The following is a 21963-nucleotide window of genomic DNA, read 5'->3' on the forward strand; positions in this document are numbered from 1 at the left end:
CGGTATGGTTATGCGCCCTGTTCCTGGCCCGACATCAGGTGCCGGTCCCCCACCTGCAAGAAGGTTGAGGCGAATGGCTCATCCGTGGGCACCTCCGCAGTGAGATGCGCCCAGCCAGGCAAGGGGAGCTCTGCGCAGGCCATTGGTTCCCTCGGCCGTGCCAGGTTGCCCGGCACGGCTTCGCTCTCTTCGCTGCAGGCCGTAAGTTGCTCGGGCACCGCAACAACTCGCCGAGCACAACCCATGGGGACCAGCCGCCGTGTCGTGGCGTGGCGGTCACTCCGTGTGCAGAACTGTGGCGGGCCACCATTCCCGCTCCGCCGAGCTGTTCTACCTGCTGGACGGCGCCCAGTTGCTGGCCGGCGACCAGATCGTCACCGCCGAACGCGGCGACCCGGTCATCGACGGACTGTTCCACCTGTCCGGGAGCAGGCTGTTCAGCTCCGGACAGGAGGAGCAAGCCGAACGGCGACGTTCTGGGCAGCCCGGTTGAAGGCGTGGATCTCAGGTGCGGTGCTGGTGACGAGCCACGTGGGCACCCAATCCAGGGGCGCTGCATCGCTCAGCGGCAGATAGGTGACGCCGGGGCGCGCGTAGAACCGTGACACCTGCGCGCCCATCACGAAGGCGCCTTCGTCGGCGTCGATCAGCGCCAGGGCCTCCTGGAGCGTTTCGAACTGGGGGCCCGTAGCGATAGGGCGGCCCGCGGGCGTCAGGCGGGGTGTGCGGTCTGCGCGCCAGTAATCGGGGAAGGCTTCGGCCACCTGCAGCATCTTGACCTCAGCCAGGTCTTCCAGCGAAACGCTGTCACGGCGGGCGAGCGGGTGGCCGGACGACACCCCCAGCACCCGCGGTTCGGAGAACAGGACCGGCCCGGTGACCATGTCGGGTTCGTGGTGCGGCAGGCTCACGACCAGAAGGTCGACATCGCCTGCCCGCAACCGCCGCAGGCCGTCGCCGATTTGCATCTCCCTCAGCCGCGCCCGCCAGCCCGGGTGACCCTGGTCGAAAAGCCGAGCGGCCTGTGCCATGAGCTGTCCTGCGGCGGCGCCGAGGAACCCGACCCGGAGAAGGCGATCGATGCCCCGCGCGGCATTGATCGCCTTCTCCACCCCGGCCTCGATCTGGTCGTAGGCCGGGCGCACGTCCTCGCGCAACTGTCGCCCGGCCTCGGTGAGGCAGACATGACGGCTGTTGCGTTCGAACAGCGGTGTGCCGATATGACGTTCCAGCCTCTTGATGGTCTGGCTGATCCGGGCGGTGCTCACGTGCAGGCGCTCGGCCGTGCGGCCGAAGTGCAACTCCTCGGCCAGCGTCAGGAACGCTTCCAGCTCAAGCCGCTCCAGCACTCGTTCCTCCGGACGTTAAATCCACCTTAACGACCGTTGCACTATGCCAGCTTGTTGGCGCATCGGACCCATAGGAGTCTGAAAGGGCCTCCCTCACACGGCACCTTTACCCCTCGCCCGAGACTCCCGCCCCGTCCCTACGACCCGGCGGCCCCTCCCGAACGCGAGACCCCCGCTCTTTCCGCCCGCACAGCCGGACCACCACGGTCGGCGTGCCGGACACAAAAGGAACCTCACTCCGCTCCACCTTCATGATCACCGAAGCCGACCAGGCAGGGTTGAAGGAGATCGCCTCCCTCGCCGCGTCCCACCGACTGCGGGTGCGCATCGACACGGTCCTGCCGCTCGAACAGGCGACCAAGGCCCACGAGATCGGCGAGACGGGCCGTACCGCCTGAAAGATCGCACTCACCGTCTCCGGCTGACCCTCCGCCGGCCACCCGGGACACACCGTCCCGAAGTCCCTTGCCCCCGAACCCTCGTCACGAGAGCAGGACCATGCGTTTGTTCCTTTCCTCCTGGAAGCTGGGAGACTCCCCCGAACTGCTGGACGACCTCGCCGACGGTGCCAGAACCGCAGCCGTCATCGGCAACGCGCTGGACGCCCTACCCGCCCCGCAGCGGCAGCAGGCCACCGGCCGGGAGATCGCGATGCTGCGCGAGCGCGGCTACCTGGCGACCGAGGTGGACCTGCGGGACCACTTCGGTGACGCGAGCGCGCTCGCCGAGCGGCTGTCCGGCTTCGGCGTCGTCTGGGTCCACGGCGGCAATCCGTTCGTCCTACGGCTGGCAATGGCCCTCAGCGGCGCGGACGAGATCCTGACCGACCTGCTGCACCGCGACGTCCTCGTCTACGCCGGCTGGAGTGCCGGCGCCTGCGTCCTGTCGCCCAGCCTGCGCGGCCTCGAACTCGTGGACGACCCCGCCGACACCGTCACCGCCTACGACCGGCCGGTGCTCTGGGAGGGTCTCGGCCTCCTTGACTACGCCTTCGTTCCCCACTACCGCTCACCGACCCCCGACAGCGAATCGATCGAGCGCGTCGTGGAGCGCTACGACCGCGAAGGAGTGCTCTACCGCGTCTTCCGCGACGGCGAGGTCACCCTCGTCTCCTGACCGCCACACCTGCGAGCCGATCACTCCTCGAAGGAGAATTCCGTGACGTCCGTACGACTGCCGGTTGACGAACTGGCCCCGCACATCAACCGCGCCCTCAATGCGCTCGACGCCGCCTCCCGGAAGGTCAGCCTGGAGCCCGCGCTGCTGGAGCTGGTGCGGGCCCGTGTCTCCCAGCTCAACGGCTGCGCCTACTGCGTCGATCTGCACACCCGGGACGCACGTACGGGAGGCGAGAGCGAGCAGCGCCTTTACGCACTGCCCGTGTGGCGTGAGACGCCCTTCTTCACCGACCGCGAGCGGGCCGCCCTGGAGCTGGCCGAGGCGGCGACCCGTCTGACCGACGGCCCCGTGAGCGACGAGGTGTACGGCCGGGCGGCCGCCGAGTTCAACGAGGTCGAACTGGCCGAGCTGATCTGGACCATCACCGTGATCAACGCCTGGAACAGGCTCGGCGCCACTGCCCGGCCCTGGGCGCTCGACTGACCGACCACACAATCGGGCCCACGGGCAACCTGCGCCGACCCCCCACCGGTCCACCTGCCCGCGGGGCGTCCCCGCCGGTGCCGACCCCGGCCGATCGCAATCCGGGGCAGCCGTGGCGGCCCGGCATCCCCGTGCCCGCGCCCACCGCCCCGGACACCCCGAACGCGGACCTCCGCAACGGGCACGCCCGCTGCATGCACCCGCCTCACGCTCAGATATCGTCCGCAACACCCACGACGCGCATCATGCGCATCGGTAAACCCGCAGGTCAGGCGCCCTTCGCCACCGGCTCCAGGATCGCCACGCACTCCACGTGGTGCGTCATCGGGAACAGGTCGAAGACGCGCAGCGTGCGGACCTTGTAGCCGTTCTCCGCGAAGTACGCCAGGTCGCGGGCCAGGGCCGCCGGGTCGCAGGCCACGTAGGCGATGCGGCGCGGGGTGAGGCCGGCAACCTGGCGGACCGTCTGCTTGCCCGCGCCCGCGCGGGGCGGGTCCAGGACGACCAGGTCGCACTCCGTGATGCCGGTCTTCGGGAGGATCTGCTCGACCTTCCCCTGCTCGATCCGGACCCGGGGGAATTCCGTCAGGTTGTGCCGGGCGTCCTCGACCGCGCGCTTCGTCGACTCGATGCCGAGCACCGCGCCCGTCTCGCCCAGGCGTTCGGCCAGCGCGCCCGCGAAGATGCCGACGCCGCAGTAGAGGTCCAGGGCCATCTCGCCCTTGCGCGGCATCAGGCCCTGCATGACGGCCTTGATCAGGGTGTCGGCGGCCTGCGGGTGGACCTGCCAGAAGCCGCCCATGCCGACGCGGTAGGTGCGGCCGTCCGCGCGCTCGCGGACGAAGGGGCGGCCGTGGACGCGGTGGACTCCGCCGTCCTTCTCCTCGACGCGCAGGACCGAGACCGGCTTGTCCAGCTCGACCAGCGGGAGGCGACCGCCGGGCCGCGGGGTGAGGACGACCTGGCGGTCGCCGGAGCCGGAGGCGGCGATGGCCTCGACGGTCGCCATCTGCGGCCAGTCCTGCTGCTCGATGCCCAGCTCGCTGACGCCGCGGGCGGCGATCATGCAGTGGTCGATCGGCTGGATGTCGTGCGAGCGGTGCTTGCGCAGCCCCACGCGCCCGTCCTCGTCGATCGCGTACTGGACCCGGGTCCGCCACTGCGGGACCTCCCCGGCCGGCAGCTTGTCGCCCTCGGCCGGCATGACGGTGCCGTCCCAGCCCGCCTCCTCGGGAGTGAGCCCGGCCAGCCGCTTCAGCTGCTCGGCGACGACCTCGCCCTTGAGCCTGCGCTGGGCACCCGGCTTGGCGTGCTGCCAGTCGCAGCCGCCGCACTTGCCGGGGCCGGCGTACGGACAGGGCGCCTCGACGCGGTCCTTGGAGGCGTCCAGCACGGTGATCGCGTCGGCCCGCAGGTAGCGGGAGTCGGCGTCGCCCTCGGTGACCTTCGCGACGACCTTCTCACCGGGCAGGGTGTGGCGGACGAACAGGACACGCCCGTCAGCGGTCCGGGCGATGCAGTGACCGCCGTGTGCGACGGGACCGACCTCGACCTCGTACTCCTCCCCGACCAGTGACTTCTTCTCGATCTGCTCGGTCATGGTGGGGAGACTCCAAAGTCATGGAAAAGAGGAACGGCCGGACGACCGACCCACCAGTTTACGTGGATCTCGTCCGGCCGTTCGCCACCCTCATGCCGTTTTACTTGACCTGCCGTGCTACTTGGCCGCCGGGTCCTTCGGCGGACGCGGGCTGCTGCGCGGGGGGTCCACCGGCCCGCGGCGCACCGCACCCGGGGCGTTCCACTCCTGGCGCTTCTTCGCCCGCCTCTTGGCGAGCTCCGAGGACTCCAGCTGGTAGGGCACCGAGGTGACCATCACACCGGGGGTGAACAGCAGCCGGCCCTTGAGCCGCAGCGCGCTCTGGTTGTGCAGCAGGTGCTCGTACCAGCGGCCGACGACGTACTCCGGGATGTACACGCTGACGGCGTCGCGCGGGTTCTCGCTGCGCAGGCCCTTCACGTACTCCACCACCGGGCGGGTGATCTCGCGGTACGGGGAGTCGAGGATCTTGAGCGGGACGTTGATGCCGCGCCGCTCCCACTCGGCCTTCAGCGCCTTGGTCTCGGCCGGGTCGACGCTGATGCTGAGCGCCTCCAGCGTGTCGGAGCGGGTCAGCTTGGCGAAGGCCAGGGCGCGCAGGGTGGGCTTGTGGACCTTGGAGACCAGGACGATGGAGTGGACCCGGGAGGGCCGCACGCTGTCGTCGCTGGGGCCCTCGGCGGCGGCGATCTCGGCAGCGACCCGGTCGTAGTGCTTGCGGATCGCCGTCATCGTGCCGTAGAAGATCACCATTCCGAGCAGGGCGACCCAGGCCCCGTGGGTGAACTTGGTGGCGAGGACGACGACCAGGACCAGCCCGGTGAAGGCGGCGCCGAAGGTGTTGATGGCCCGCGAGCGGTGCATGCGGCGGCGGGCGGCCTGGTCGCGCTCCGACTTCAGGTGCCGGTTCCAGTGCCGGACCATGCCGATCTGGCTGAGCGTGAAGGAGACGAAGACGCCGACGATGTAGAGCTGGATCAGCTTGGTCGAGTCGGCGTCGTAGACCCACACGAGCAGCATGGCGGCGCCCGCGAGGAGCACGATGCCGTTGGAGAAGGCGAGCCGGTCGCCGCGGGTGTGCAGCTGGCGCGGCAGGTAGCGGTCCTGGGCGAGGATCGAGCCGAGAAGCGGGAAGCCGTTGTACGCGGTGTTGGCGGCCAGGAACAGGACGAGCGCGGTGGCGGCGGCCAGCACGATGAACAGGAAGCTGCCGTTGCCGAAGACGGCCTCGGCCACCTGGGAGATCACCGGGTGCTGGACGTAGTCGGCGCCGACCGGGGTCCCGTCCTTCAGCAGGTCCTCGGCGGGGTTCTCCGACATCCGCACGTTGGTGACCATGGCGAGGCCGATGATCCCGCAGAACATGGTGACGGCCAGGCCGCCCATGAGGGCCAGCGTGGTGGCCGCGTTCTTGCTCTTGGGCTTGCGGAAGGCGGGGACGCCGTTGCTGATGGCCTCGACGCCCGTCAGGGCCGCACAGCCGGAGGAGAAGGCCCTCAGCAGCAGGAAGATCAGCGCGAAGCCGGCCAGCCCCTCGTGTTCGGCCTTGATCTCCAGATCCGCGGTGGGGGCCTCCATGGTGTGGCCGAGGACGATGCCCCGCCACGCGCCCCAAGCGATCATGACGAATACGGCGCCGACGAAGATGTAGGTCGGGATCGCGAAGAGATTTCCGGATTCCTTGACACCGCGCAGATTCATCAGCGTGAGCAGCAGAATCATGATCATCGCCGAGAGCACTTTGTGCTCGATGACGAAATCGACGGCGGATCCGAGATTCTCGACTCCGGAGGAGATCGAGACGGCGACGGTCAGGACGTAGTCGACGAGCAGGGCGCTCGCGACGGTGAGGCCGGCTTTGGGACCGAGATTGGTGTTCGCGACCTCGTAGTCACCGCCGCCGCTCGGGTAGGCGTGGACGTTCTGCCGGTAGGAGGCGACCACGGTGAACATCAGCACCACGACCGCGAGGGCGATCCACGGGCTGAAGTGGTACGCCGACACACCCGCGATCGACAGGACCAGCAGGACCTCGCCGGGGGCGTAGGCCACCGAGGAGAGCGGGTCGGAAGCGAAGACAGGTAGGGCGATCCGCTTGGGGAGGAGCGTTTCCCCGAGGCGGTCGCTGCGTAGCGCCCTGCCGATCAGGATCCGTTTGGGCACGTCGGTCAGTTTGGACACGCAGAGGATCGTAAGCGTTCGATATGGAGCTGACGAAACCCCCACCCCTTCACCACGCAATCCCGCCGCAATTCCTCCCCGAGTGCACACGGACCTCGCCCCGGCCACCCTCCGGTCCCGTCCCCGCCCTGCCCCGGCCGGCGCCGCTCCCGTCCCCGGTCGACTGCTCTCCCGTCCCCGGCCGCTCCCCGTCGGCTCCCCGTCCGCGCCCGTCTGCCCCGCAAGAGGCCACACTGGTGACCGCCCGTGTGTAGCTTGGGCCGTGGTCTGAGACCCTTTTATGCCAGAGCATGCAATGAGGCTGGGAACCAGCGAGCCGCTGACAGCCGGAAGGACGGCCGTGCACATCGTCATCATGGGCTGCGGAAGAGTGGGCTCCGCCCTCGCGCAGACCCTGGAACAGCAGGGGCATACGGTCGCCGTCGTCGACCAGGACCCCACCGCATTCCGCCGGCTGGGAGCCGGATTCGGCGGCCGCCGCGTCACCGGGGTCGGCTTCGACCAGGACACCCTGCGGGAGGCGGGCATCGAGGACGCGGGCGCCTTCGCCGCCGTCAGCAGCGGTGACAATTCCAACATCATCGCCGCCCGGGTGGCGCGCGAGATGTTCGGAGTCGAGAACGTCGCCGCCCGCATCTACGATCCCAAGCGCGCCGAGGTCTACCAGCGCCTCGGCATTCCCACCGTCGCCACCGTGCGGTGGACCGCCGACCAGATGCTGCGCCGGCTGCTGCCCTCGGGCGCGGAGCCGCTGTGGCGCGACCCGAGCGGCGGCGTGCAGCTCGCCGAGGTGCACACCTCCGCCGCGTGGGTCGGGCACAAGGTCAGCAAGCTCCAGGACGAGACGGGCGTGCGCGTGGCCTTCCTCACCCGCTTGGGCGAGGCCATGCTGCCGACGTCGGCGACGGTCCTCCAGGAGGGCGACCTCGTCCACGTGATGATGCGCACGGACGAGATCGACAAGGTCGAAGCGGCCTTCGCCGAGGGGCCTGAGGAGGCACACGCATGAGGGTCGCGATCGCCGGGGCAGGCGCGGTGGGTCGCTCCATCGCGGGCGAACTGCTCGAGAACGGCCACGAGGTGCTCCTGGTCGACAAGGCCCCGACCGCCATCTCGGTGGAACGGGTTCCGCAGGCGGAGTGGCTGCTGGCCGACGCCTGCGAGATCACCTCGCTGGACGAGGCCGCGCTCCAGCGCTGCAACGTGGTCATCGCGGCGACCGGAGACGACAAGGTCAACCTCGTCGTCTCGCTGCTCGCCAAGACCGAGTACGGGGTCCCGCGCGTGGTGGCCCGCGTCAACAACCCGAAGAACGAGTGGCTCTTCAACGAGTCCTGGGGCGTCGACGTCGCGGTCTCCACGCCGCGCCTGATGTCGGCCCTGGTCGAGGAGGCCGTCAGCGTCGGCGACCTGGTGCGGCTGCTGCGCTTCAGCCACGGCGACGCCAACCTCGTCGAGCTGACCCTCCCTCCGGACTCCTCCGTCGCCGGCACCCAGATCAGCGAGATCACCTGGCCCGAGGACACCTCGCTGGTCACCATCATCCGCGGCAACCGGGTGCTGACCCCGCACGCGGAGGAGACCCTGGAGCCCGGCGACGAGCTCCTCTTCGTGGCCGCCCAGGCCCGTGAGGAGCAGCTGGAGGTCCTCCTCCAGGCCCGCCGCTAGCTCCCTCGCCCGCCCGGCACTCCCCGCGGCGCTCCCGCCCGCCGAAGCCCCGGCACACCCTGCGGGGCGCGCGCACGACGAAGGGGGCGGGCAGCCGATCGGCTGCCCGCCCCCTTCTCGCATCCGCGCAGGCCCTCCAGGGCCGCCGGTGCCGCCGGGGTCAGAGACCCGGCTCCTTCGTGGCGGCCCTGGCCGCCTTCGCGGCCTTCTCGGCCGCCTCCTGCGCCTCGTACTCGGCGATCACGTCGATCGGCGGCGGCGCCTTCGCCAGGAACACCCAGGTGAAGTACACCGCGAGCACCATCGGCGGCAGCTTCAGCGCGATCAGCACCCAGCCCAGCTGAGTGGCGTCACCCCACCAGTACAGCGGGAAGAGGATCGCGTACTTGGCGAGGAAGATCAGGCCCCAGGCCAGACTGGCCTTGGTGTACGCCTTCTTGCGGCCGGGGTTGCGGGTCCGCCAGGAGAGGTTCTCCTTGAACACCGGGCCGAGGATCACGCCCAGCAGCGGGAAGCCCACCAGGGCCGACACCGTGAAGGCCACGCCGAGCCCGACGCCGTAGATCATGCCGGGCAGGTAGAAGCCCTTCGCGCTGCCCGTGAACAGGGCGAAGGCCACGCCCACGCCGACGCCGAAGACCCCGCTGAAGGCGTGCTTGACCGTGTCCTTGCGCAGCAGCCGCACGATCACCAGCAGGACGGCCACGGCGCCCGCCGCGATGGCGGACAGCTTCACGTCCTTGTTGATCGTGTAGATCATGACGAAGAGCAGCCCCGGGAGCATCGTCTCCACGGTGCCCCGGATACCTCCGAAGGCGTCGAAGAGCGCCGCCTGCGTCACCGCCTTCTGGTCCTCGGTGGGGCCGGAGCCGGGGTCTGGGGTGGTCGGTTTGTCGAATGACGTCACCGGTCAGTGCTCCTGTCCGAGCGGTCGGAGTTCGTACTTGGGGTTGAAGAGCACCCGGCGGCCGTGGGTCATGGAGATGCGCCCGGAGGCGATCATGCGGCGGCCGGGCTCGATTCCCACGATCGAGCGACGCCCGAGCCACACCACGTCCAGCGCGGCCGAGCCGTCGAAGAGTTCCGCCTCCAGGGCGGGCACCCCCGCCCGCGGCCGCAGGGTGACGGTACGCAGCGTCCCGGCCACCTTGACTATCTGGCGGTCGTCGCAGTCGCAGATCCGCAGGCACCCGGCGGCTTCTGCGTCCTCCTGCAGCTCCGCCGAGTGCAGCTCCTCCTGCGAGGTGGAAAGCCGCTCTATCATCCGGCGGAACCGGCCCGCCGGCCTGGCCGGCTTCGCGGGCTTCTCGGGACGCGGTTCAGCACTCATACAGGAAGCGTACCGGCGCCCCGGCTACCTCTCGAAGCGGTATCCCATGCCCGGTTCGGTGATGAAGTGCCGCGGGTGCGAGGGGTCCGCCTCCAGCTTGCGGCGCAGCTGCGCCATGTAGACCCGCAGGTAGTTGGTCTCCGTGCCGTAGGACGGCCCCCAGACCTCCTGGAGCAGCTGCCGCTGGCTGACGAGCCTGCCGCCGCCTCGGACCAGGACCTCCAGCAGGTGCCACTCGGTGGGGGTCAGCCGGACATCGCGCCCCTCGCGCACGGCCTTCTTGGCGGCCAGGTCCACCGTGAAGCCCTCGGTCTCCACCACCACCTCACCGTCGGCGAAGCCGGGTGCGGGCTCCGCCCGGCGGACGGCGGCGCGCAGCCGGGCCAGCAGCTCGTCCATCCCGAAGGGCTTGGTGACGTAGTCGTCGGCGCCCGCGTCCAGCGCCTCGACCTTCTCGTCGGAGCTGTGCCGGGCGGAGAGGACCAGGATCGGCACCCGGGTCCAGCCGCGCAGGCCCTTGATCACTTCGACGCCGTCCATGTCCGGCAGCCCCAGGTCGAGGACGACCACGTCGGGGTGGCGGGCGGCCGCCATGGCCAGCGCGGCCGCTCCGTCGCAGGCCGCGTCGACCTCGTACCTGCGTGCCTTCAGATTGATCACGAGGGCTCGGACGATCTGCGGCTCGTCTTCCACCACGAGCACCCGGGTCATCGGGGTCCTGCCTTCTGTCGCATCGGGTCGGGGTAGGGATGGGGGTCGGGTTCGCGGTCGGGTTCTGGGTCGGGTTCACGGGGACGGTCCCGATCCCGGTCGCGGTCACCGTCCGGTCCGGGGTCGGCGCCGCCGCCGGGACGGCGTTGCGGGCCGGGGCCGGGGCCCAGCCCGGCAGCCGAATCCGCGGGGCCGGCCTCCTCCCCCGGGCCGGCCCCGGGAGCCTCCGCCCGGGGCACCGCGCGCAGGGTCAGCACCATGGTCAGGCCGCCGCCGGGGGTGTCCTCGGCCGCGAGCGTGCCGTCCATGGCCTCGGCGAAGCCCCGGGCGACCGCGAGCCCGAGGCCGACCCCGGCGCCGCGCGGCGCGTCCCCGTACCGCTGGAAGGGGGCGAAGATCCTGTCCTTGGCGTCGTCGGGCACCCCGGGTCCGCGGTCGACGACCCGCACCTCGACCCGGTCTCCGAGGAAACTGGCGGCCACCAGCACCCGCTCGCCGGCCGGGCTGTACTTGACGGCGTTCTCCACCACGTTGGCCACGGCCCGCTCCAGCAGCCCCGGATCCACCGACACCATCGGCAGCGTCTCGGGAACGTCCATCACCACGCTGCCCTCGGGTACGCCGCCCAGCGCCATCGGAACGACCTCGTCGAGGTCGACCTCCCGGATCAGCGGGGTGACGGTGCCGGTCTGCAGCCGGGACATGTCCAGCAGGTTGCCCACCAGTTGGCCGAGGCGGTCGGCGCCGGCCTCGATGCCCTCCAGCAGCTCCGCCCGGTCCTCCTGCGACCATTCCACGTCGTCGGAGCGCAGCGAGCTGACGGAGGCCTTGATGGAGGCCAGGGGCGTACGCAGGTCATGGCTGACCGCGGCCAGCAGCGCGGTCCGGATGCGGTTGCCCTCGGCCAGCCGGCGGGCCTCGCCGGCCTCCCCGACCAGCCGCTGCCGGTCCAGGACCACGGCCGCCTGTGCGGCGAAGGCGCCGAGCACCCTGCGGTCCTCGGCGGGCAGCACCCGCCCCGACAGGGCCAGGGCCATGTGGTCCCCGATGGGCATTTCCACGTCCCCGTCCTCGGGCCGGGCCGCGGGGCGCGGGCCGACACTGCCGGCGGGCTTCCACGGTTCGAGGTCGCCCGCCCGTTCCAGCAGGGCCACGGACTCCATGGCGAAGGTCTCGCGGACCCGCTCCAGCAGCGCGTCCAGGGTGTGCTCCCCGCGCAGGACGCTGCCGGCCAGGAAGGAGAGGATCTCGGACTCGGCTCGCAGCCGGGCCGCCTGGTGGGTGCGGCGGGCGGCCAGGTCCACGACGGAGGCCACGGAGACGGCGACCCCGAAGAAGACGGCGATGGCGACGATGTTGCGGGGGTCGGAGACGGTGAACCGGTGCAGCGGCGGGGCGAAGAAGTAGTTGAGCAGCAGCGAGCCGAAGGCGGCGGAGGCCAGGGCGGGCCACAGTCCGCCCAGCAGTGCGGCGGCCACCGTCAGGGCCAGGAAGAGCAGCATGTCGTTGGCGAGGCCGGGATCCGCCTCCACGTGCGTGAGCAGCAGGCAGAGCAGCACCGGGAAGACCACGCCGACCACCCAGCCGGCGACGATCCGGGGCCGCCCGAGGCGGGCCGCGGAGCGGACCACGGGCAGGCCGCGCCCCTTGGCGACCTCCTCGTGGGTGACGATGTGGACGTCGAGGTCGGGCCCCGAGTCGCGGGCGACGCTCGCGCCGACGCCGGGGCCGAAGACGTACTGCCAGGAGCGGCGGCGGCTGGAGCCGAGCACGATCTGGGTGGCGTTGACCCCGCGGGCGAAGGCCAGCAGCGCGTCGGGGACGTCGTCGCCGATGACGTGGTGGAAAGTGCCGCCCAGGTCTTCGACCAGGGTCCGCTGGACCGCGAGTTCCTTCGGCGAGGCCGCGGTCAGGCCGTCGCTGCGGGCGATGTAGACGGCCAGGATCTCGCTGCCCGAGCCCTTGGCGGCCATCCGGGCCGCGCGCCGGATGAGCGTGGCGCCTTCCGGTCCGCCGGTCAGCCCGACGACGATCCGCTCGCGCGCCTGCCAGGTGGAGCGGATGTCGTGCTCGCCCCGGTACTGCTGGAGGTACTCGTCGGCCCGGTCGGCCACCCACAGCAGCGCCAGCTCGCGCAGGGCGGTGAGGTTGCCCGGGCGGAAGTAGTTGGACAGCGCCGCGTCGACCTTCTCGGGCTGGTATATGTTCCCGTGCGCCATGCGCCGGCGCAGCGCCTGCGGCGACATGTCGACGAGCTCGATCTGGTCGGCCCGCCGCACCACCTCGTCCGGCACGGTCTCCCGCTGGCGCACCCCGGTGATCGACTCGACGACGTCCCCGAGGGACTCCAGGTGCTGGATGTTGACGGTGGAGACCACGTCGATGCCGGCCCGCAGCAGTTCCTCGACGTCCTGCCAGCGCTTGGCGTTGCGCGAGCCGGGCACGTTGGTGTGCGCGAGCTCGTCCACGAGCGCCACGGCGGGCCGCCGGGCCAGGAGCGCGTCCACGTCCATCTCGGTGAAGGGCGCGCCGCGGTGGGTCAGCTCCCGGCGCTCCACCTGTTCCAGTCCGTGCAGCACGGCCTCGGTGCGCGGCCGTCCGTGGTGCTCGACGAAGCCCACGACGCAGTCGGCCCCCCGCTCCACCCTGCGGTGGCCCTCGCAGAGCATCGCGTAGGTCTTGCCCACACCCGGCGCCGCGCCGAGATAGATCCTTAGCCTGCCGCGTCCCATGGGCTCATTGTCGGGGACGTCCCCGTGCCGCACGCACCGATGGGGGTCCCGGTGCCCATCCCTGACGGATCCCTGACGCGGTCGCCGGGTGCCGGGTGTCGCTCGCGGGAAAGCCGGTGGGCCCCGCCCCCGAAGAGGTGGGGCCCACCGGCCGTGAACACGCGTCTTCCCCCGCGCGGGGGTGGGGCCGGAGCCGGCGGTCAGCGGACCTCGGTGATCTCCGGCCCGCGCTCCAGCTGGCCCATGCCGCCGCCGAAGCGGGAGCCTTCCTGGTCCTCCGTCTGCACCCCGTCCGGCACCATCTGGGCGTCGTTGGGCAGCTTCAGGACGATCGGGTCGCGGGGGGCCATCGGGCCGTCGCCGCGCAGCACGACGGTGTCGCGGAAGATCTGCTCCAGGACGCCCGCCGACTCGGGGCGCACGGCGCCCTGGCCGGAGATGACGCCGCGCAGGAACCAGCGCGGGCCGTCGACACCCACGAAGCGGACCAGCTGTGCGCCGGTCTGCCCGTCCGGGAGCGCTACGGGGACCTGGGCGCGCAGCTCCCAGCCCAGCGGTCCCTCGACCTCGTCGATGATGCCGCCCTGCTGGGTGATGCCCGAGGCGATCTCCTCGCGGACCTCGCCCCAGATGCCTTCCTTGCGCGGAGCGGCGAAGGCCTGGAGCTGTACGGCGCTGTCGCCCAGGACGACGGTGGCGGCGACGATCGCGTCACCGGCGACCTCGACGCGCAGCTCCATGCCCTCGACACCGGGTACGAGGATGCCGCCCAGGTCGACCCGGCCGTCGGCCGGGTTGCCGGGTACTTCGGAGATGTCCCAGGGGCCGTCGGGCCGGGGGGCCGGCGGCAGGTTCACGCGGCGCGGGGCGGCCGCGCCGGTGTTCTCGGCGCCGTCCTGCTCGTCGGCGTCCAGGCCGGACACGCGGTCGTCGACCTGCTCGGCCGCGCCGCCGCCCTTGGCGGAGTCGTTCTTCTTGCGACGTCCGAACACGTCACTGTCCTTCCCGGTCGGTTACGACCGAAGCGTAGCCATTCCCACCCTGCTGACCAGCTCCGGATCCGGCCACGGCCGCATGACCGCCGGTGGAGCCGAAGCCCCCCTCGGCCCGGGCCGAGCCGGGAAGCTGTGCCACCTCGTGGAAGCGCACCTTCTCGACCCGCTGGACAACCAGCTGGGCAATGCGGTCGAAACGCTCGAACCGGACGCTCTCGCGCGGGTCGAGATTGACCACGATCACCTTGATCTCCCCACGGTACCCGGCATCCACCGTCCCCGGGGCATTCACGAGCGCGAGGCCGCAGCGGGCGGCCAGTCCCGAGCGGGGGTGCACGAATGCGGCGTACCCGTCGGGCAGGGCGATGGACACCCCGGTGGGCAGCACGGCCCGCTCACCGGGCTCCAGCTCGGCGGCCCGTGTGGTCACCAGGTCCATGCCGGCGTCACCGGGGTGGCCGTAGGCGGGCAGGGGCACCTCGGGGTCGACGCGGCGGATCAGCACGTCGACCGGGTGGCGGGAGTCGTGGGTGTTCTGGGACATCAGGGGTTCACCTCGAAGGCGCGTGCGCGCCTGGCCTGGTCCGGGTCGGCCATCGCCGCCCGGATCTCCTCGGGCCGTCCGTTGTCGATGAAGTGGTCGACCTTCACCTCGATGAAGAGGGCGTCCGCGCGCACGGCGACGGGGCCCTGCGGACCGCCCGTCCGGCCGATGGCGGTGGAGTAGATCTTCCGTCCGGCGACGGCGGTGACCTCGGCCTCCAGGTGCAGGACGGTGCCCACCGGCACGGGCCGCACGAAGTCGGTCTCCAGCCGTCCCGTCACGGCTATGACGCGCAGCAGCCAGTTCAGCGAGCCCAGCGTCTCGTCGAGCGCGGTGGCCAGTACGCCGCCGTGGGCGAGGCCGGGGGCGCCCTGGTGCGCGGGCTTGACGGTGAACTCCGCGGTGACGCTCACACCCTCGCCCGCCCGTGCCTCCAGGTGGAGCCCGTGGGGCTGGCCCTCGCCGCAGCCGAAACAGTGCCCGTAGTGCGCGCCGAGGAGCTCGCCGGGTGCCGGGGCATCGGGGTGCCGGACCGGCGCGGTGGCATCGGCCGGGGGCGTCAACGCTGTGTTTGGTCCACTCACAGCCGCAGACCTTACCCGCGCGGCTACCCGGCGGTCGCCCCGTGGCAGGCTTGACGGCATGCAGCTCTCCCCCGCGCACCACGACGAACGTCTGACCGCCCCCCGCGCCTGGTGGGTCATCGCCGTACTCATCGGGATCGCGTGCGCGCTGATGCTGCTGCCGCTGGGCACGCTGCCGCTGCTGGCCGGGCTGGTCGGGGGCACCGCGCTGGCCGGTCTGGCGGTGAGCTCGTACGGGTCCGCGCGCGTGCGCGTGATCAACGGGGCGCTGGCCGCCGGGGACGCCCGGATCCCGGTGACGGCGCTGGGCGAGCCCGAAGTGCTGGATGCCGAGGAGTCGCGCGCCTGGCGCACCTACAAGGCCGACACCCGCGCCTTCATGCTGCTGCGCAGCTACGTGCCGACGGCGGTGCGCGTGGAGGTCACCGACCCGGCCGATCCGACCCCGTACGTGTACGTCTCCACGCGGGAGCCGCAGGCGCTGGCCGCGGCGATCCGGGCGGCGCGGGGCTGACCGCGCGGGGCTGGCCGCGCGGGCTTTTCAGTCCCGGTCCTGCGGCTGACCGGCTTCGAGTGCGGCCCTGGTGGCCTCGGGAAGGGGCTGGAGGGGCTGCTCCAGGGGCGGGAGCGGGGGAAGCGCGTCCCAGGGCACGGCCCGGCTCCGCAGGTCCCCACGGACCTTCTCGGCGACTTTGCGCGTGTCACGGCGGTTCATGACCGCTCCGACGGCGGCTCCCACCATGAAGGGCATGAGGTTCGGCAGGTTGCGGAACATCCGCTTCATGATCTGCTGGCGCAGTTCGCGCTTCATCTGGCCGCCGAGCGCCGCGTTGAGCGTGGTCGGCTTGGTCAGGTCGACGCCGCGCTCCTCGGTCCAGGAGGTGAGGTAGGCGACGCTGCGGGCCTTCAGGGAACCGGGCGGGCGCTGGCCGTAGACCTCGTGGAGCTCGGCGATGAGCTTGATCTCGATGGCGGCGACGCCGGTGATCTCGGCGGCCAGTTCGGCCGGCATGGCGGGCGGGACGGGCAGCATGGCCGCCGCTCCGATCCCGGCTCCGACGGCGGAGGTGCCGTTCGCGGCGCCGGAGATGAGCTTGTCGGCCAGCTGATCGGGGCCGAGGCCCGGGAACTGCGCGCGCAGGGTCGCGAGGTCCCGAACCGGGACGCGGGGAGCGTTCTCGATGATCCGGTCGGTGATGTACAGGACGGCGCCCCTGACACTTTCGCCGCCCCTGCGTACACCGTTCCTGACGGATCGCAGCCGACGAGCCCCGGACCTGTGCCGGGCTGCCTCGTCGGTCTCGGGCTCCGACGGCACCGCCGGGGCGGTGTCGGCGGGTTCGGCTGTCGCCTCAAGGGCGGAGCCGCCGGGGGCCCCGGTACCCGTTGCCGGGTCCGTGTTCCCCACCTGCGTCTCCGCCGGATCACCGGATTTCCGCAAGCGACGCTTCCGGAAGGGTGTGGAGCCAGCCACGGCCAACGCCTCTCAGTCGCAGTCGCGACAGATCGGCTGACCGTTCTTCTCACGCGCCAGCTGGCTGCGGTGGTGCACCAGGAAGCAGCTCATGCAGGTGAACTCGTCGGCCTGCTTGGGCAGGACCCGGACGGCCAGCTCCTCGTTGGAGAGGTCCGCGCCGGGAAGCTCCAGGCTCTCGGCCGAGTCGAACTCGTCCATGTCGACGGACGAGGACGACTTCTCGTTACGTCGGGCCTTCAGCTCTTCAATGCTGTCGTTGTCGACGTCGTCATCGGTCTTGCGTGGGGTGTCGTAGTCCGTTGCCATTAGTTCGCTCTCCCCCTCTGGGTGTTAGCGGTGTCTCAGCGCACGTAACGCGCGAGAGGCCGGACTTGTGCCCGACCTGAGGCGGAGATTTTGCCTCACATCAAGGTCTGTTACTCAATCGACACCCAGCCGCACTCCGGAAGCGGTGAGTGGCTGGGATGACGACCGGGACCGTACACGGTCCGGGGGCCGTCTTGCACAAACGCCACCCCGTGTATTTCCCGCCATCAGGGGGGCCGGAAACCCGGACTTCCCGGGCGTTCCGGCTGTCACGGGGTCACTGAACGCACATGGGCCGACACCGGGCAATGTGATCGATCACACAGAACTGATCGTTTTCACAGGACAGGCATTCAGCCAAAAGCGAACACAGGGCGAGGGTCTCACAGGGGAAGCGTGACACGCATCACGAGGCCACCGCCTTCCCGGGGGATGGCATGGATCCGTCCGCCGTGTGCGCGGGCCACGGAGCGCGCGATGGAGAGGCCGAGGCCGACACCCTTGTCGCTGCCCGTACGCTCCGTACGCAGCCGCCTGAAGGGCTCGAAGAGGTTGTCCACCTCGTACGCGGGAACGACGGGACCCGTGTTCGACACGACGAGGACCGCCTGGCCCGGCTGGGCTTCCGTGGTGACCTCGACCCAGCCGCCCTCCGGGACGTTGTACCGGACGGAGTTCTGCACCAGGTTGAGGGCGATCCGCTCCAGCAGCACGCCGTTGCCCTGGACGACGGCCGGCGCCCGCTCGCCGCGGATCTCCACGCCCTTCGCCTCGGCCTCCCCGCGCGCCTGGTCCAGGGCGCGCGAGGCGACCTCCGCCAGGTCGACGGGCTTGCGGTCGACGATCTGGTTCTCGCTGCGGGCGAGCAGCAGCAGGCCCTCGACGAGCTGCTCGCTGCGCTCGTTGGTGGCGAGCAGGGTCTTGCCGAGCTGCTGGAGCTCGACCGGGGCCCCGGGGTCGGAGAGGTGGACCTCCAGCAGGGTCCGGTTGATCGCCAGCGGGGTCCGCAGCTCGTGCGAGGCGTTCGCGACGAACCGCTGCTGCGCGGTGAAGGCCCGCTCCAGCCGGTCGAGCATCTCGTCGAAGGTGTCGGCGAGCTCCTTGAGCTCGTCGTCCGGCCCGTCCAGCTCGATCCGCCGGGTCAGGTCGGAGCCGACCACCCGCCGGGCGGTCCGGGTGATCTTGCCGAGCGGCGAGAGCACCCGGCCGGCCATCGCGTAGCCGAAGGCGAAGGCGATGATGCTCAGACCCAGCAGGGCCATCAGCGACCGGCTCAGCAGGTCGTCCAGCGCGTGCTTGCGCTGGTCGAGCGCGCACTGGTTCATCGCCGCGTTGAACCGCTCGAGCTCGCCGGTCGGGAACACGCCCGGGCACGAAGGACTGGTGACCTTGATGCCCTGTCCGGCGACGATCTCGTACTGGAGGGAATTGCCCTCGCGCAGCGCCTGCGCCGCCAGCAGGTAGATGATCGACAGCAGCAGGATGCCCGCGATCAGGAACATCCCGCCGTACAGCAGCGTGAGACGTATCCGGATCGTCGGGCGCAGCCAAGGGAAGGGACCCTCGGGCTGGCCGGGGTCCCAGGTCGGTTTCGGTGGCGCCGCCGGTGGCGCCGGGGTGGCGGCCGCGCCCATCAGATCCGGTACCCGGAACCGGGCACGGTCACGATGACCGGCGGTTCACCCAGCTTGCGGCGCAGGGTCATCACGGTCACCCGTACGACGTTGGTGAAGGGATCGGTGTTCTCGTCCCAGGCTTTTTCGAGCAGCTGTTCCGCGGAGACGACGGTCCCCTCGCTGCGCATCAGGACCTCCAGCACCGCGAACTCCTTGGGCGCCAGCTGCACCTCCCTGCCCTCGCGGAACACCTCGCGCCGGTTGGGGTCCAGCTTGATGCCGGCCCGCTCCAGCACGGGCGGCAGCGCGACGGTGGTGCGCCGCCCGAGCGCCCGCACGCGCGCGGTCAGCTCGGTGAAGGCGAAGGGCTTGGGCAGGTAGTCGTCCGCCCCGAGCTCCAGCCCCTCCACGCGGTCGCTGACGTCACCGGAGGCGGTCAGCATCAGCACGCGGGTGGGCATCCCGAGCTCGACGATCTTCCGGCAGACGTCGTCCCCGTGCACGAGCGGGAGGTCCCGGTCGAGCACGACCACGTCGTAGTCGTTGACCCCGACACGTTCCAGGGCGGCGGAGCCGTCGTACACGACGTCCACGGCCATGGCCTCCCGGCGCAGTCCGGTGGCCACCGCATCGGCGAGCAGCTGCTCGTCCTCGACGACGAGTACGCGCACGTCGTTTCCTTCCTCCGAGCCCAGAAGGGCACACGTGTGTTGCGTCGCCCATCCTGCACGTTTCGGCCGTAAACCGGCTGTAAGGCGCTGCTCACCGGGGCGGAAGCGGTGGCGGTGGGGATTACCTCGCCTCACGAGGTTTCTGGGCCGGGGGCGCAGGGGATGACGTCTGCACACCCCAGCCACTCCCTGACGGCGGATCGCCACGTGCCGCCGCCGACCCACGAAGAGGGGGCGAACCCACCATGGACGCATTCACCGCGGGTCTCCTGCAGCGCATCACGGCCACGCAGTCCGACCTCATGCACGCCCGCGAGTCGGGCGACGACTTCCTCGCGGAAGTGGAACAGGCGGAGCTGGAGGACCTCCACCGCCTCGCCGCCGAATACGGGGTACCCGTGTCCGTCAGCGCCTGCTGACGTCCGCGCCCCGCCCCGGGCTCCTGACCTTGCACACCGAACCCCGGCCGCTCCTCGGGCGGCCGGGGTTCCGTCATGTCGCGGGGCGGCTGCCGCGGGCCGCGGCGCCCGCCGCCCGGCCGGGCCCGCCGTCAGTCGTGCCAGGCCCCCGCCCGCTCCAGCAGCGGCTGCAGGGAGGCGAAGACCGCCGGGGTGGCCGCCAGGGCGAGCTCGCCCGAGGCGGCCTCCCCCGGCCGTCCGCCGGTCAGCGCGCCGGCCTCCCGGGCGATCAGGTCGCCCGCCGCCAGGTCCCAGGGGTTCAGCCCGCGCTCGTAGTACCCGTCCAGCCGTCCGGCGGCCACGTCGCACAGGTCCAGCGCCGCCGAGCCGCCCCGCCGGATGTCGCGCACCAGCGGGATGATCCGCGCCACGACCTCGGCCTGGCGGGCCCGCCGGGTCTGGACGTACGCGAAGCCCGTCCCGACCAGCGCCTGTTCCAGCGGCGCCGCAGGCCGGCAGGCGAGACGGGCCGTGCCCGACCACGCCCCGCCGCCGAGGACCGCGTGGTAGGTCTCCCCGCGCATCGGCGCCCCGACCACGCCCACCACGGTCTCGCCCCCGTACTCCGCCGCGATGGAGACGCCCCAGCTCGGCAGGCCGTACAGGTAGTTGACGGTGCCGTCCAGCGGGTCCACGACCCACCGCACCCCGCTCGTCCCGGGGACGGCGGCGCCCTCCTCCCCCAGCAGCCCGTCGTCGGGTCGCCGTTCGGCGAGGATGCCGGTGATCAGCTTCTCCGCGGCGATGTCCATCTCCGTCACGACGTCGACGGCGCTGCTCTTCGTGGCCGCCACCGCCAGGTCGGCGGGCCTGCCGTCGCGCAGCAGAGCCCCGGCCTGCCGGGCGGCTTCCAGACCCACGTCCAGCAGTTCGGCCTTCAGCTCTTCAGAGATCACGGTCCCTCTCCCTACGCGTACGGACTGTCCGCGCCCGCGGCCGCCGGCCGGGGCGCGCGCGCCGGGCAGCAGCCCACGGCGCACAGGTCGTGGCTGGGGCCCAGCAGCCCCAGCGCGCACCGCTCGACGGGCTCGCCGCGCTCGGCGGCGGCCCGCTCCAGCACGAGCTCGCGGACCGCCGCGGCGAAGCGCGGGTCCGCCCCGACCGTCGCCGACCGGGCGATCGGCAGTCCCAGCTCCGCCGCCTTCGCCGTCGCCTCCGTGTCGAGGTCGTAGAGGACCTCCATGTGGTCCGAGACGAAGCCGATGGGCACCATCACCGCCGCGGGCGCGCCGGCCCCGTGCAGGGCCTCCAGGTGGTCGCAGACGTCCGGCTCCAGCCAGGGGATGTGCGGGGCGCCGCTGCGCGACTGGTAGACGAGCTCCCAGGGCAGTTCGGTGCCCGTCCGGGCCCGCACCGCGTCCGCGACCACCTTCGCCACGTCCAGGTGCTGCTTGACGTACGCGCCGCCCTCGCCGTCCGCGGTGTGCTCCGCGACCGGCCCCGAGGTGTCGGCCGCGGCGGTCGGGATGGAGTGCGTGGTGAAGACCAGGTGCGCTCCGCCCCGGACCTCCTGCGGCAGTGATTCCAGCGAGGCGAGCACGCCGTCGACCATCGGCCGCACGAAGCCGGGGTGGTTGAAGTAGTGCCGCAGCTTGTCGACCTTCGGCAGCTCGGCGACGCCCTCCTCGGCGAGCGCGGCCAGCGCGTCGGCGAGGTTCTCCCGGTACTGCCGGCAGCCCGAGTACGAGGCGTACGCGCTGGTCGCGAGGACGGCGATGCGGCGGCGGCCGTCGGCGGCCATCTCGCGCAGCACGTCGGTCAGGTACGGGGCCCAGTTGCGGTTGCCCCAGTAGAGCGGCAGGTCCAGCCCGTGCTCGGCGAAGTCCTTGCGCAGCGCGTCCAGCAGCTCGCGGTTCTGCGCGTTGATCGGGCTGACGCCGCCGAAGCCGAAGTAGTGCGCTCCGACCTCCTTGAGCCGCTCGCGCGGGATACCGCGGCCACGGGTGACGTTCTCCAGGAACGGCACGACGTCGTCGGGTCCTTCGGGGCCGCCGAAGGACAGCAGCAGCAGGGCGTCGTACGGGGCGGCGGGCCCGCCGGCGGGCGGGAGGAGCTCGTCTGACATGCGTCGAATCCTGCCACCCGGGCTCCGCGAGCGGGAACCGGCCCGGCCGGGACCTGCCCCGCGTCCCAGGTAAG

Annotated in this window: 23 protein-coding genes and 1 pseudogene; 8 read left to right on the plus strand and 16 right to left on the minus strand. The window is 71.5% G+C overall.

Features of this window, described 5'->3' with window-relative positions; genetic code table 11:
• Window positions 1–304: 304 nt before the first annotated feature.
• Window positions 305–403, plus strand: a pseudogene (locus AMK16_RS38495) (cupin domain-containing protein); the annotation flags it as partial.
• A 34-nt stretch (window positions 404–437) separates the two neighbouring features.
• On the opposite strand, the gene AMK16_RS06825 reads toward AMK16_RS38495, so the two are convergent.
• Window positions 438–1349, minus strand: a complete 912-nt coding sequence (locus AMK16_RS06825; protein ID WP_073909729.1) for a LysR family transcriptional regulator — start codon at window positions 1347–1349, stop codon at window positions 438–440.
• Between the two features lie 212 nt (window positions 1350–1561).
• Between AMK16_RS06825 and AMK16_RS06830 the strand changes: the two genes are divergently transcribed.
• The 3 genes from AMK16_RS06830 to AMK16_RS06840 all read left to right on the plus strand — a co-directional run bounded on the left by AMK16_RS06830 (window position 1562) and on the right by AMK16_RS06840 (window position 2951).
• On the plus strand, window positions 1562–1747 hold the full coding sequence (locus AMK16_RS06830; RefSeq protein WP_274535336.1) for a zinc-binding dehydrogenase: 186 nt from the start codon (window positions 1562–1564) through the stop codon (window positions 1745–1747).
• Between the two features lie 100 nt (window positions 1748–1847).
• Window positions 1848–2465 carry a Type 1 glutamine amidotransferase-like domain-containing protein gene (locus AMK16_RS06835; protein WP_073909732.1) on the plus strand — a complete coding sequence of 206 codons (618 nt, stop codon included), beginning with the start codon at window positions 1848–1850 and terminating at the stop codon, window positions 2463–2465.
• A 42-nt stretch (window positions 2466–2507) separates the two neighbouring features.
• On the plus strand, window positions 2508–2951 hold the full coding sequence (locus AMK16_RS06840; protein WP_079191349.1) for a carboxymuconolactone decarboxylase family protein: 444 nt from the start codon (window positions 2508–2510) through the stop codon (window positions 2949–2951).
• 268 nt (window positions 2952–3219) lie between these two features.
• On the opposite strand, the gene AMK16_RS06850 is transcribed toward AMK16_RS06840, so the two are convergent.
• A complete protein-coding gene (locus AMK16_RS06850; RefSeq protein ID WP_073909741.1) occupies window positions 3220–4551 on the minus strand; it encodes a class I SAM-dependent RNA methyltransferase in 1332 nt (443 codons plus the stop codon).
• 117 nt (window positions 4552–4668) lie between these two features.
• A complete protein-coding gene (locus tag AMK16_RS06855) occupies window positions 4669–6732 on the minus strand; it encodes an APC family permease (protein WP_073909744.1) in 2064 nt (687 codons plus the stop codon).
• Window positions 6733–7072: 340 nt separating this feature from the next.
• Here AMK16_RS06855 and AMK16_RS06860 point away from each other — a divergent pair, with 340 nt between their 5' ends.
• Both AMK16_RS06860 and AMK16_RS06865 read left to right on the plus strand, forming a co-directional pair.
• Window positions 7073–7741 carry a potassium channel family protein gene (locus AMK16_RS06860; protein ID WP_073909747.1) on the plus strand — a complete coding sequence of 223 codons (669 nt, stop codon included), beginning with the start codon at window positions 7073–7075 and terminating at the stop codon, window positions 7739–7741.
• Complete coding sequence (locus tag AMK16_RS06865) at window positions 7738–8400, plus strand: potassium channel family protein (protein ID WP_073909750.1); 663 nt, start codon at window positions 7738–7740, stop codon at window positions 8398–8400. The genes AMK16_RS06860 and AMK16_RS06865 overlap by 4 nt, the downstream gene beginning before the upstream one ends.
• 160 nt (window positions 8401–8560) lie before the next feature.
• Here AMK16_RS06865 and AMK16_RS06870 read toward each other — a convergent pair whose 3' ends face one another.
• From AMK16_RS06870 to AMK16_RS06900, 7 genes are all read right to left on the minus strand, one after another.
• Window positions 8561–9307 (minus strand): DUF3159 domain-containing protein, encoded by a 747-nt coding sequence (locus AMK16_RS06870; RefSeq protein WP_073909753.1) that lies wholly within the window; start codon window positions 9305–9307, stop codon window positions 8561–8563.
• A 3-nt stretch (window positions 9308–9310) separates the two neighbouring features.
• Window positions 9311–9730 carry an OB-fold nucleic acid binding domain-containing protein gene (locus tag AMK16_RS06875; RefSeq protein ID WP_073909756.1) on the minus strand — a complete coding sequence of 140 codons (420 nt, stop codon included), beginning with the start codon at window positions 9728–9730 and terminating at the stop codon, window positions 9311–9313.
• Window positions 9731–9754: 24 nt separating this feature from the next.
• Window positions 9755–10441: a response regulator gene (locus AMK16_RS06880; protein ID WP_073909759.1), complete on the minus strand. Its 687-nt coding sequence runs from the start codon at window positions 10439–10441 to the stop codon at window positions 9755–9757.
• The gene (locus AMK16_RS06885; RefSeq protein WP_079191350.1) at window positions 10438–13173 is read right to left on the minus strand and encodes a sensor histidine kinase; all 2736 of its coding nucleotides are present in this window, start codon (window positions 13171–13173) and stop codon (window positions 10438–10440) included. Before AMK16_RS06885 ends, AMK16_RS06880 begins: the two co-directional genes overlap by 4 nt.
• A 200-nt stretch (window positions 13174–13373) precedes the next feature.
• The gene (locus AMK16_RS06890) at window positions 13374–14165 is read right to left on the minus strand and encodes a DUF3710 domain-containing protein (protein WP_073909761.1); all 792 of its coding nucleotides are present in this window, start codon (window positions 14163–14165) and stop codon (window positions 13374–13376) included.
• 1 nt (window position 14166) lies between these two features.
• A complete protein-coding gene (gene dut, locus AMK16_RS06895; RefSeq protein WP_073909764.1) occupies window positions 14167–14712 on the minus strand; it encodes a dUTP diphosphatase in 546 nt (181 codons plus the stop codon).
• Window positions 14712–15296, minus strand: coding sequence for a PaaI family thioesterase (locus tag AMK16_RS06900; RefSeq protein WP_073909767.1), 585 nt, complete (start codon window positions 15294–15296; stop codon window positions 14712–14714). Before AMK16_RS06900 ends, dut begins: the two co-directional genes overlap by 1 nt.
• Window positions 15297–15354: 58 nt before the next feature.
• Between AMK16_RS06900 and AMK16_RS06905 the strand changes: the two genes are divergently transcribed.
• Entirely contained in the window at window positions 15355–15810 is a 456-nt protein-coding gene (locus AMK16_RS06905; RefSeq protein ID WP_073909770.1) for a DUF3093 domain-containing protein, read from the plus strand.
• Between the two features lie 27 nt (window positions 15811–15837).
• On the opposite strand, the gene AMK16_RS06910 is transcribed toward AMK16_RS06905, so the two are convergent.
• The 4 genes from AMK16_RS06910 to AMK16_RS06925 all read right to left on the minus strand — a co-directional run bounded on the left by AMK16_RS06910 (window position 15838) and on the right by AMK16_RS06925 (window position 19366).
• Complete coding sequence (locus tag AMK16_RS06910) at window positions 15838–16770, minus strand: hypothetical protein (RefSeq protein ID WP_073910697.1); 933 nt, start codon at window positions 16768–16770, stop codon at window positions 15838–15840.
• A 12-nt stretch (window positions 16771–16782) separates the two neighbouring features.
• Complete coding sequence (locus AMK16_RS06915) at window positions 16783–17079, minus strand: DUF4193 domain-containing protein (RefSeq protein ID WP_030036261.1); 297 nt, start codon at window positions 17077–17079, stop codon at window positions 16783–16785.
• Between the two features lie 383 nt (window positions 17080–17462).
• Entirely contained in the window at window positions 17463–18713 is a 1251-nt protein-coding gene (locus AMK16_RS06920; protein ID WP_073909773.1) for a sensor histidine kinase, read from the minus strand.
• A complete protein-coding gene (locus AMK16_RS06925) occupies window positions 18713–19366 on the minus strand; it encodes a response regulator transcription factor (RefSeq protein ID WP_073909776.1) in 654 nt (217 codons plus the stop codon). The genes AMK16_RS06920 and AMK16_RS06925 overlap by 1 nt, the downstream gene beginning before the upstream one ends.
• A 245-nt stretch (window positions 19367–19611) precedes the next feature.
• On the opposite strand from AMK16_RS06925, the gene AMK16_RS36570 reads away from it, so the two are divergent.
• The gene (locus tag AMK16_RS36570; RefSeq protein WP_199885354.1) at window positions 19612–19785 is read left to right on the plus strand and encodes a hypothetical protein; all 174 of its coding nucleotides are present in this window, start codon (window positions 19612–19614) and stop codon (window positions 19783–19785) included.
• A gap of 131 nt (window positions 19786–19916) precedes the next feature.
• Here the strand turns inward: AMK16_RS36570 and AMK16_RS06930 are convergent, their stop codons facing one another.
• Together AMK16_RS06930 and AMK16_RS06935 are read right to left on the minus strand one after the other, a co-directional pair.
• Window positions 19917–20720, minus strand: a complete 804-nt coding sequence (locus AMK16_RS06930) for an inositol monophosphatase family protein (protein WP_443333533.1) — start codon at window positions 20718–20720, stop codon at window positions 19917–19919.
• Between the two features lie 11 nt (window positions 20721–20731).
• Window positions 20732–21889 carry a ferrochelatase gene (locus AMK16_RS06935; RefSeq protein ID WP_073909779.1) on the minus strand — a complete coding sequence of 386 codons (1158 nt, stop codon included), beginning with the start codon at window positions 21887–21889 and terminating at the stop codon, window positions 20732–20734.
• Window positions 21890–21963: the final 74 nt, after the last annotated feature.

The organism is Streptomyces sp. CB00455, from assembly GCF_001905445.1.
Classification (GTDB): Bacteria; Actinomycetota; Actinomycetes; order Streptomycetales; family Streptomycetaceae; genus Streptomyces.

What these genes read in the sequence shown, in the direction of transcription:
- AMK16_RS06835 (WP_073909732.1), top strand. Translation starts at nt 1,848, where the DNA reads ATGCGTTTGTTCCTTTCCTCCTGGAAGCTGGGAGACTCCCCCGAACTG.
- AMK16_RS06850 (WP_073909741.1), bottom strand. Translation starts at nt 4,551, where the DNA reads ATGACCGAGCAGATCGAGAAGAAGTCACTGGTCGGGGAGGAGTACGAG.
- AMK16_RS06865 (WP_073909750.1), top strand. Translation starts at nt 7,738, where the DNA reads ATGAGGGTCGCGATCGCCGGGGCAGGCGCGGTGGGTCGCTCCATCGCG.
- AMK16_RS06875 (WP_073909756.1), bottom strand. Translation starts at nt 9,730, where the DNA reads ATGAGTGCTGAACCGCGTCCCGAGAAGCCCGCGAAGCCGGCCAGGCCG.
- AMK16_RS06880 (WP_073909759.1), bottom strand. Translation starts at nt 10,441, where the DNA reads ATGACCCGGGTGCTCGTGGTGGAAGACGAGCCGCAGATCGTCCGAGCC.
- AMK16_RS06885 (WP_079191350.1), bottom strand. Translation starts at nt 13,173, where the DNA reads ATGGGACGCGGCAGGCTAAGGATCTATCTCGGCGCGGCGCCGGGTGTG.
- dut (WP_073909764.1), bottom strand. Translation starts at nt 14,712, where the DNA reads ATGTCCCAGAACACCCACGACTCCCGCCACCCGGTCGACGTGCTGATC.
- AMK16_RS06905 (WP_073909770.1), top strand. Translation starts at nt 15,355, where the DNA reads ATGCAGCTCTCCCCCGCGCACCACGACGAACGTCTGACCGCCCCCCGC.
- AMK16_RS06915 (WP_030036261.1), bottom strand. Translation starts at nt 17,079, where the DNA reads ATGGCAACGGACTACGACACCCCACGCAAGACCGATGACGACGTCGAC.
- AMK16_RS06920 (WP_073909773.1), bottom strand. Translation starts at nt 18,713, where the DNA reads ATGGGCGCGGCCGCCACCCCGGCGCCACCGGCGGCGCCACCGAAACCG.
- AMK16_RS36570 (WP_199885354.1), top strand. Translation starts at nt 19,612, where the DNA reads ATGGACGCATTCACCGCGGGTCTCCTGCAGCGCATCACGGCCACGCAG.
- AMK16_RS06935 (WP_073909779.1), bottom strand. Translation starts at nt 21,889, where the DNA reads ATGTCAGACGAGCTCCTCCCGCCCGCCGGCGGGCCCGCCGCCCCGTAC.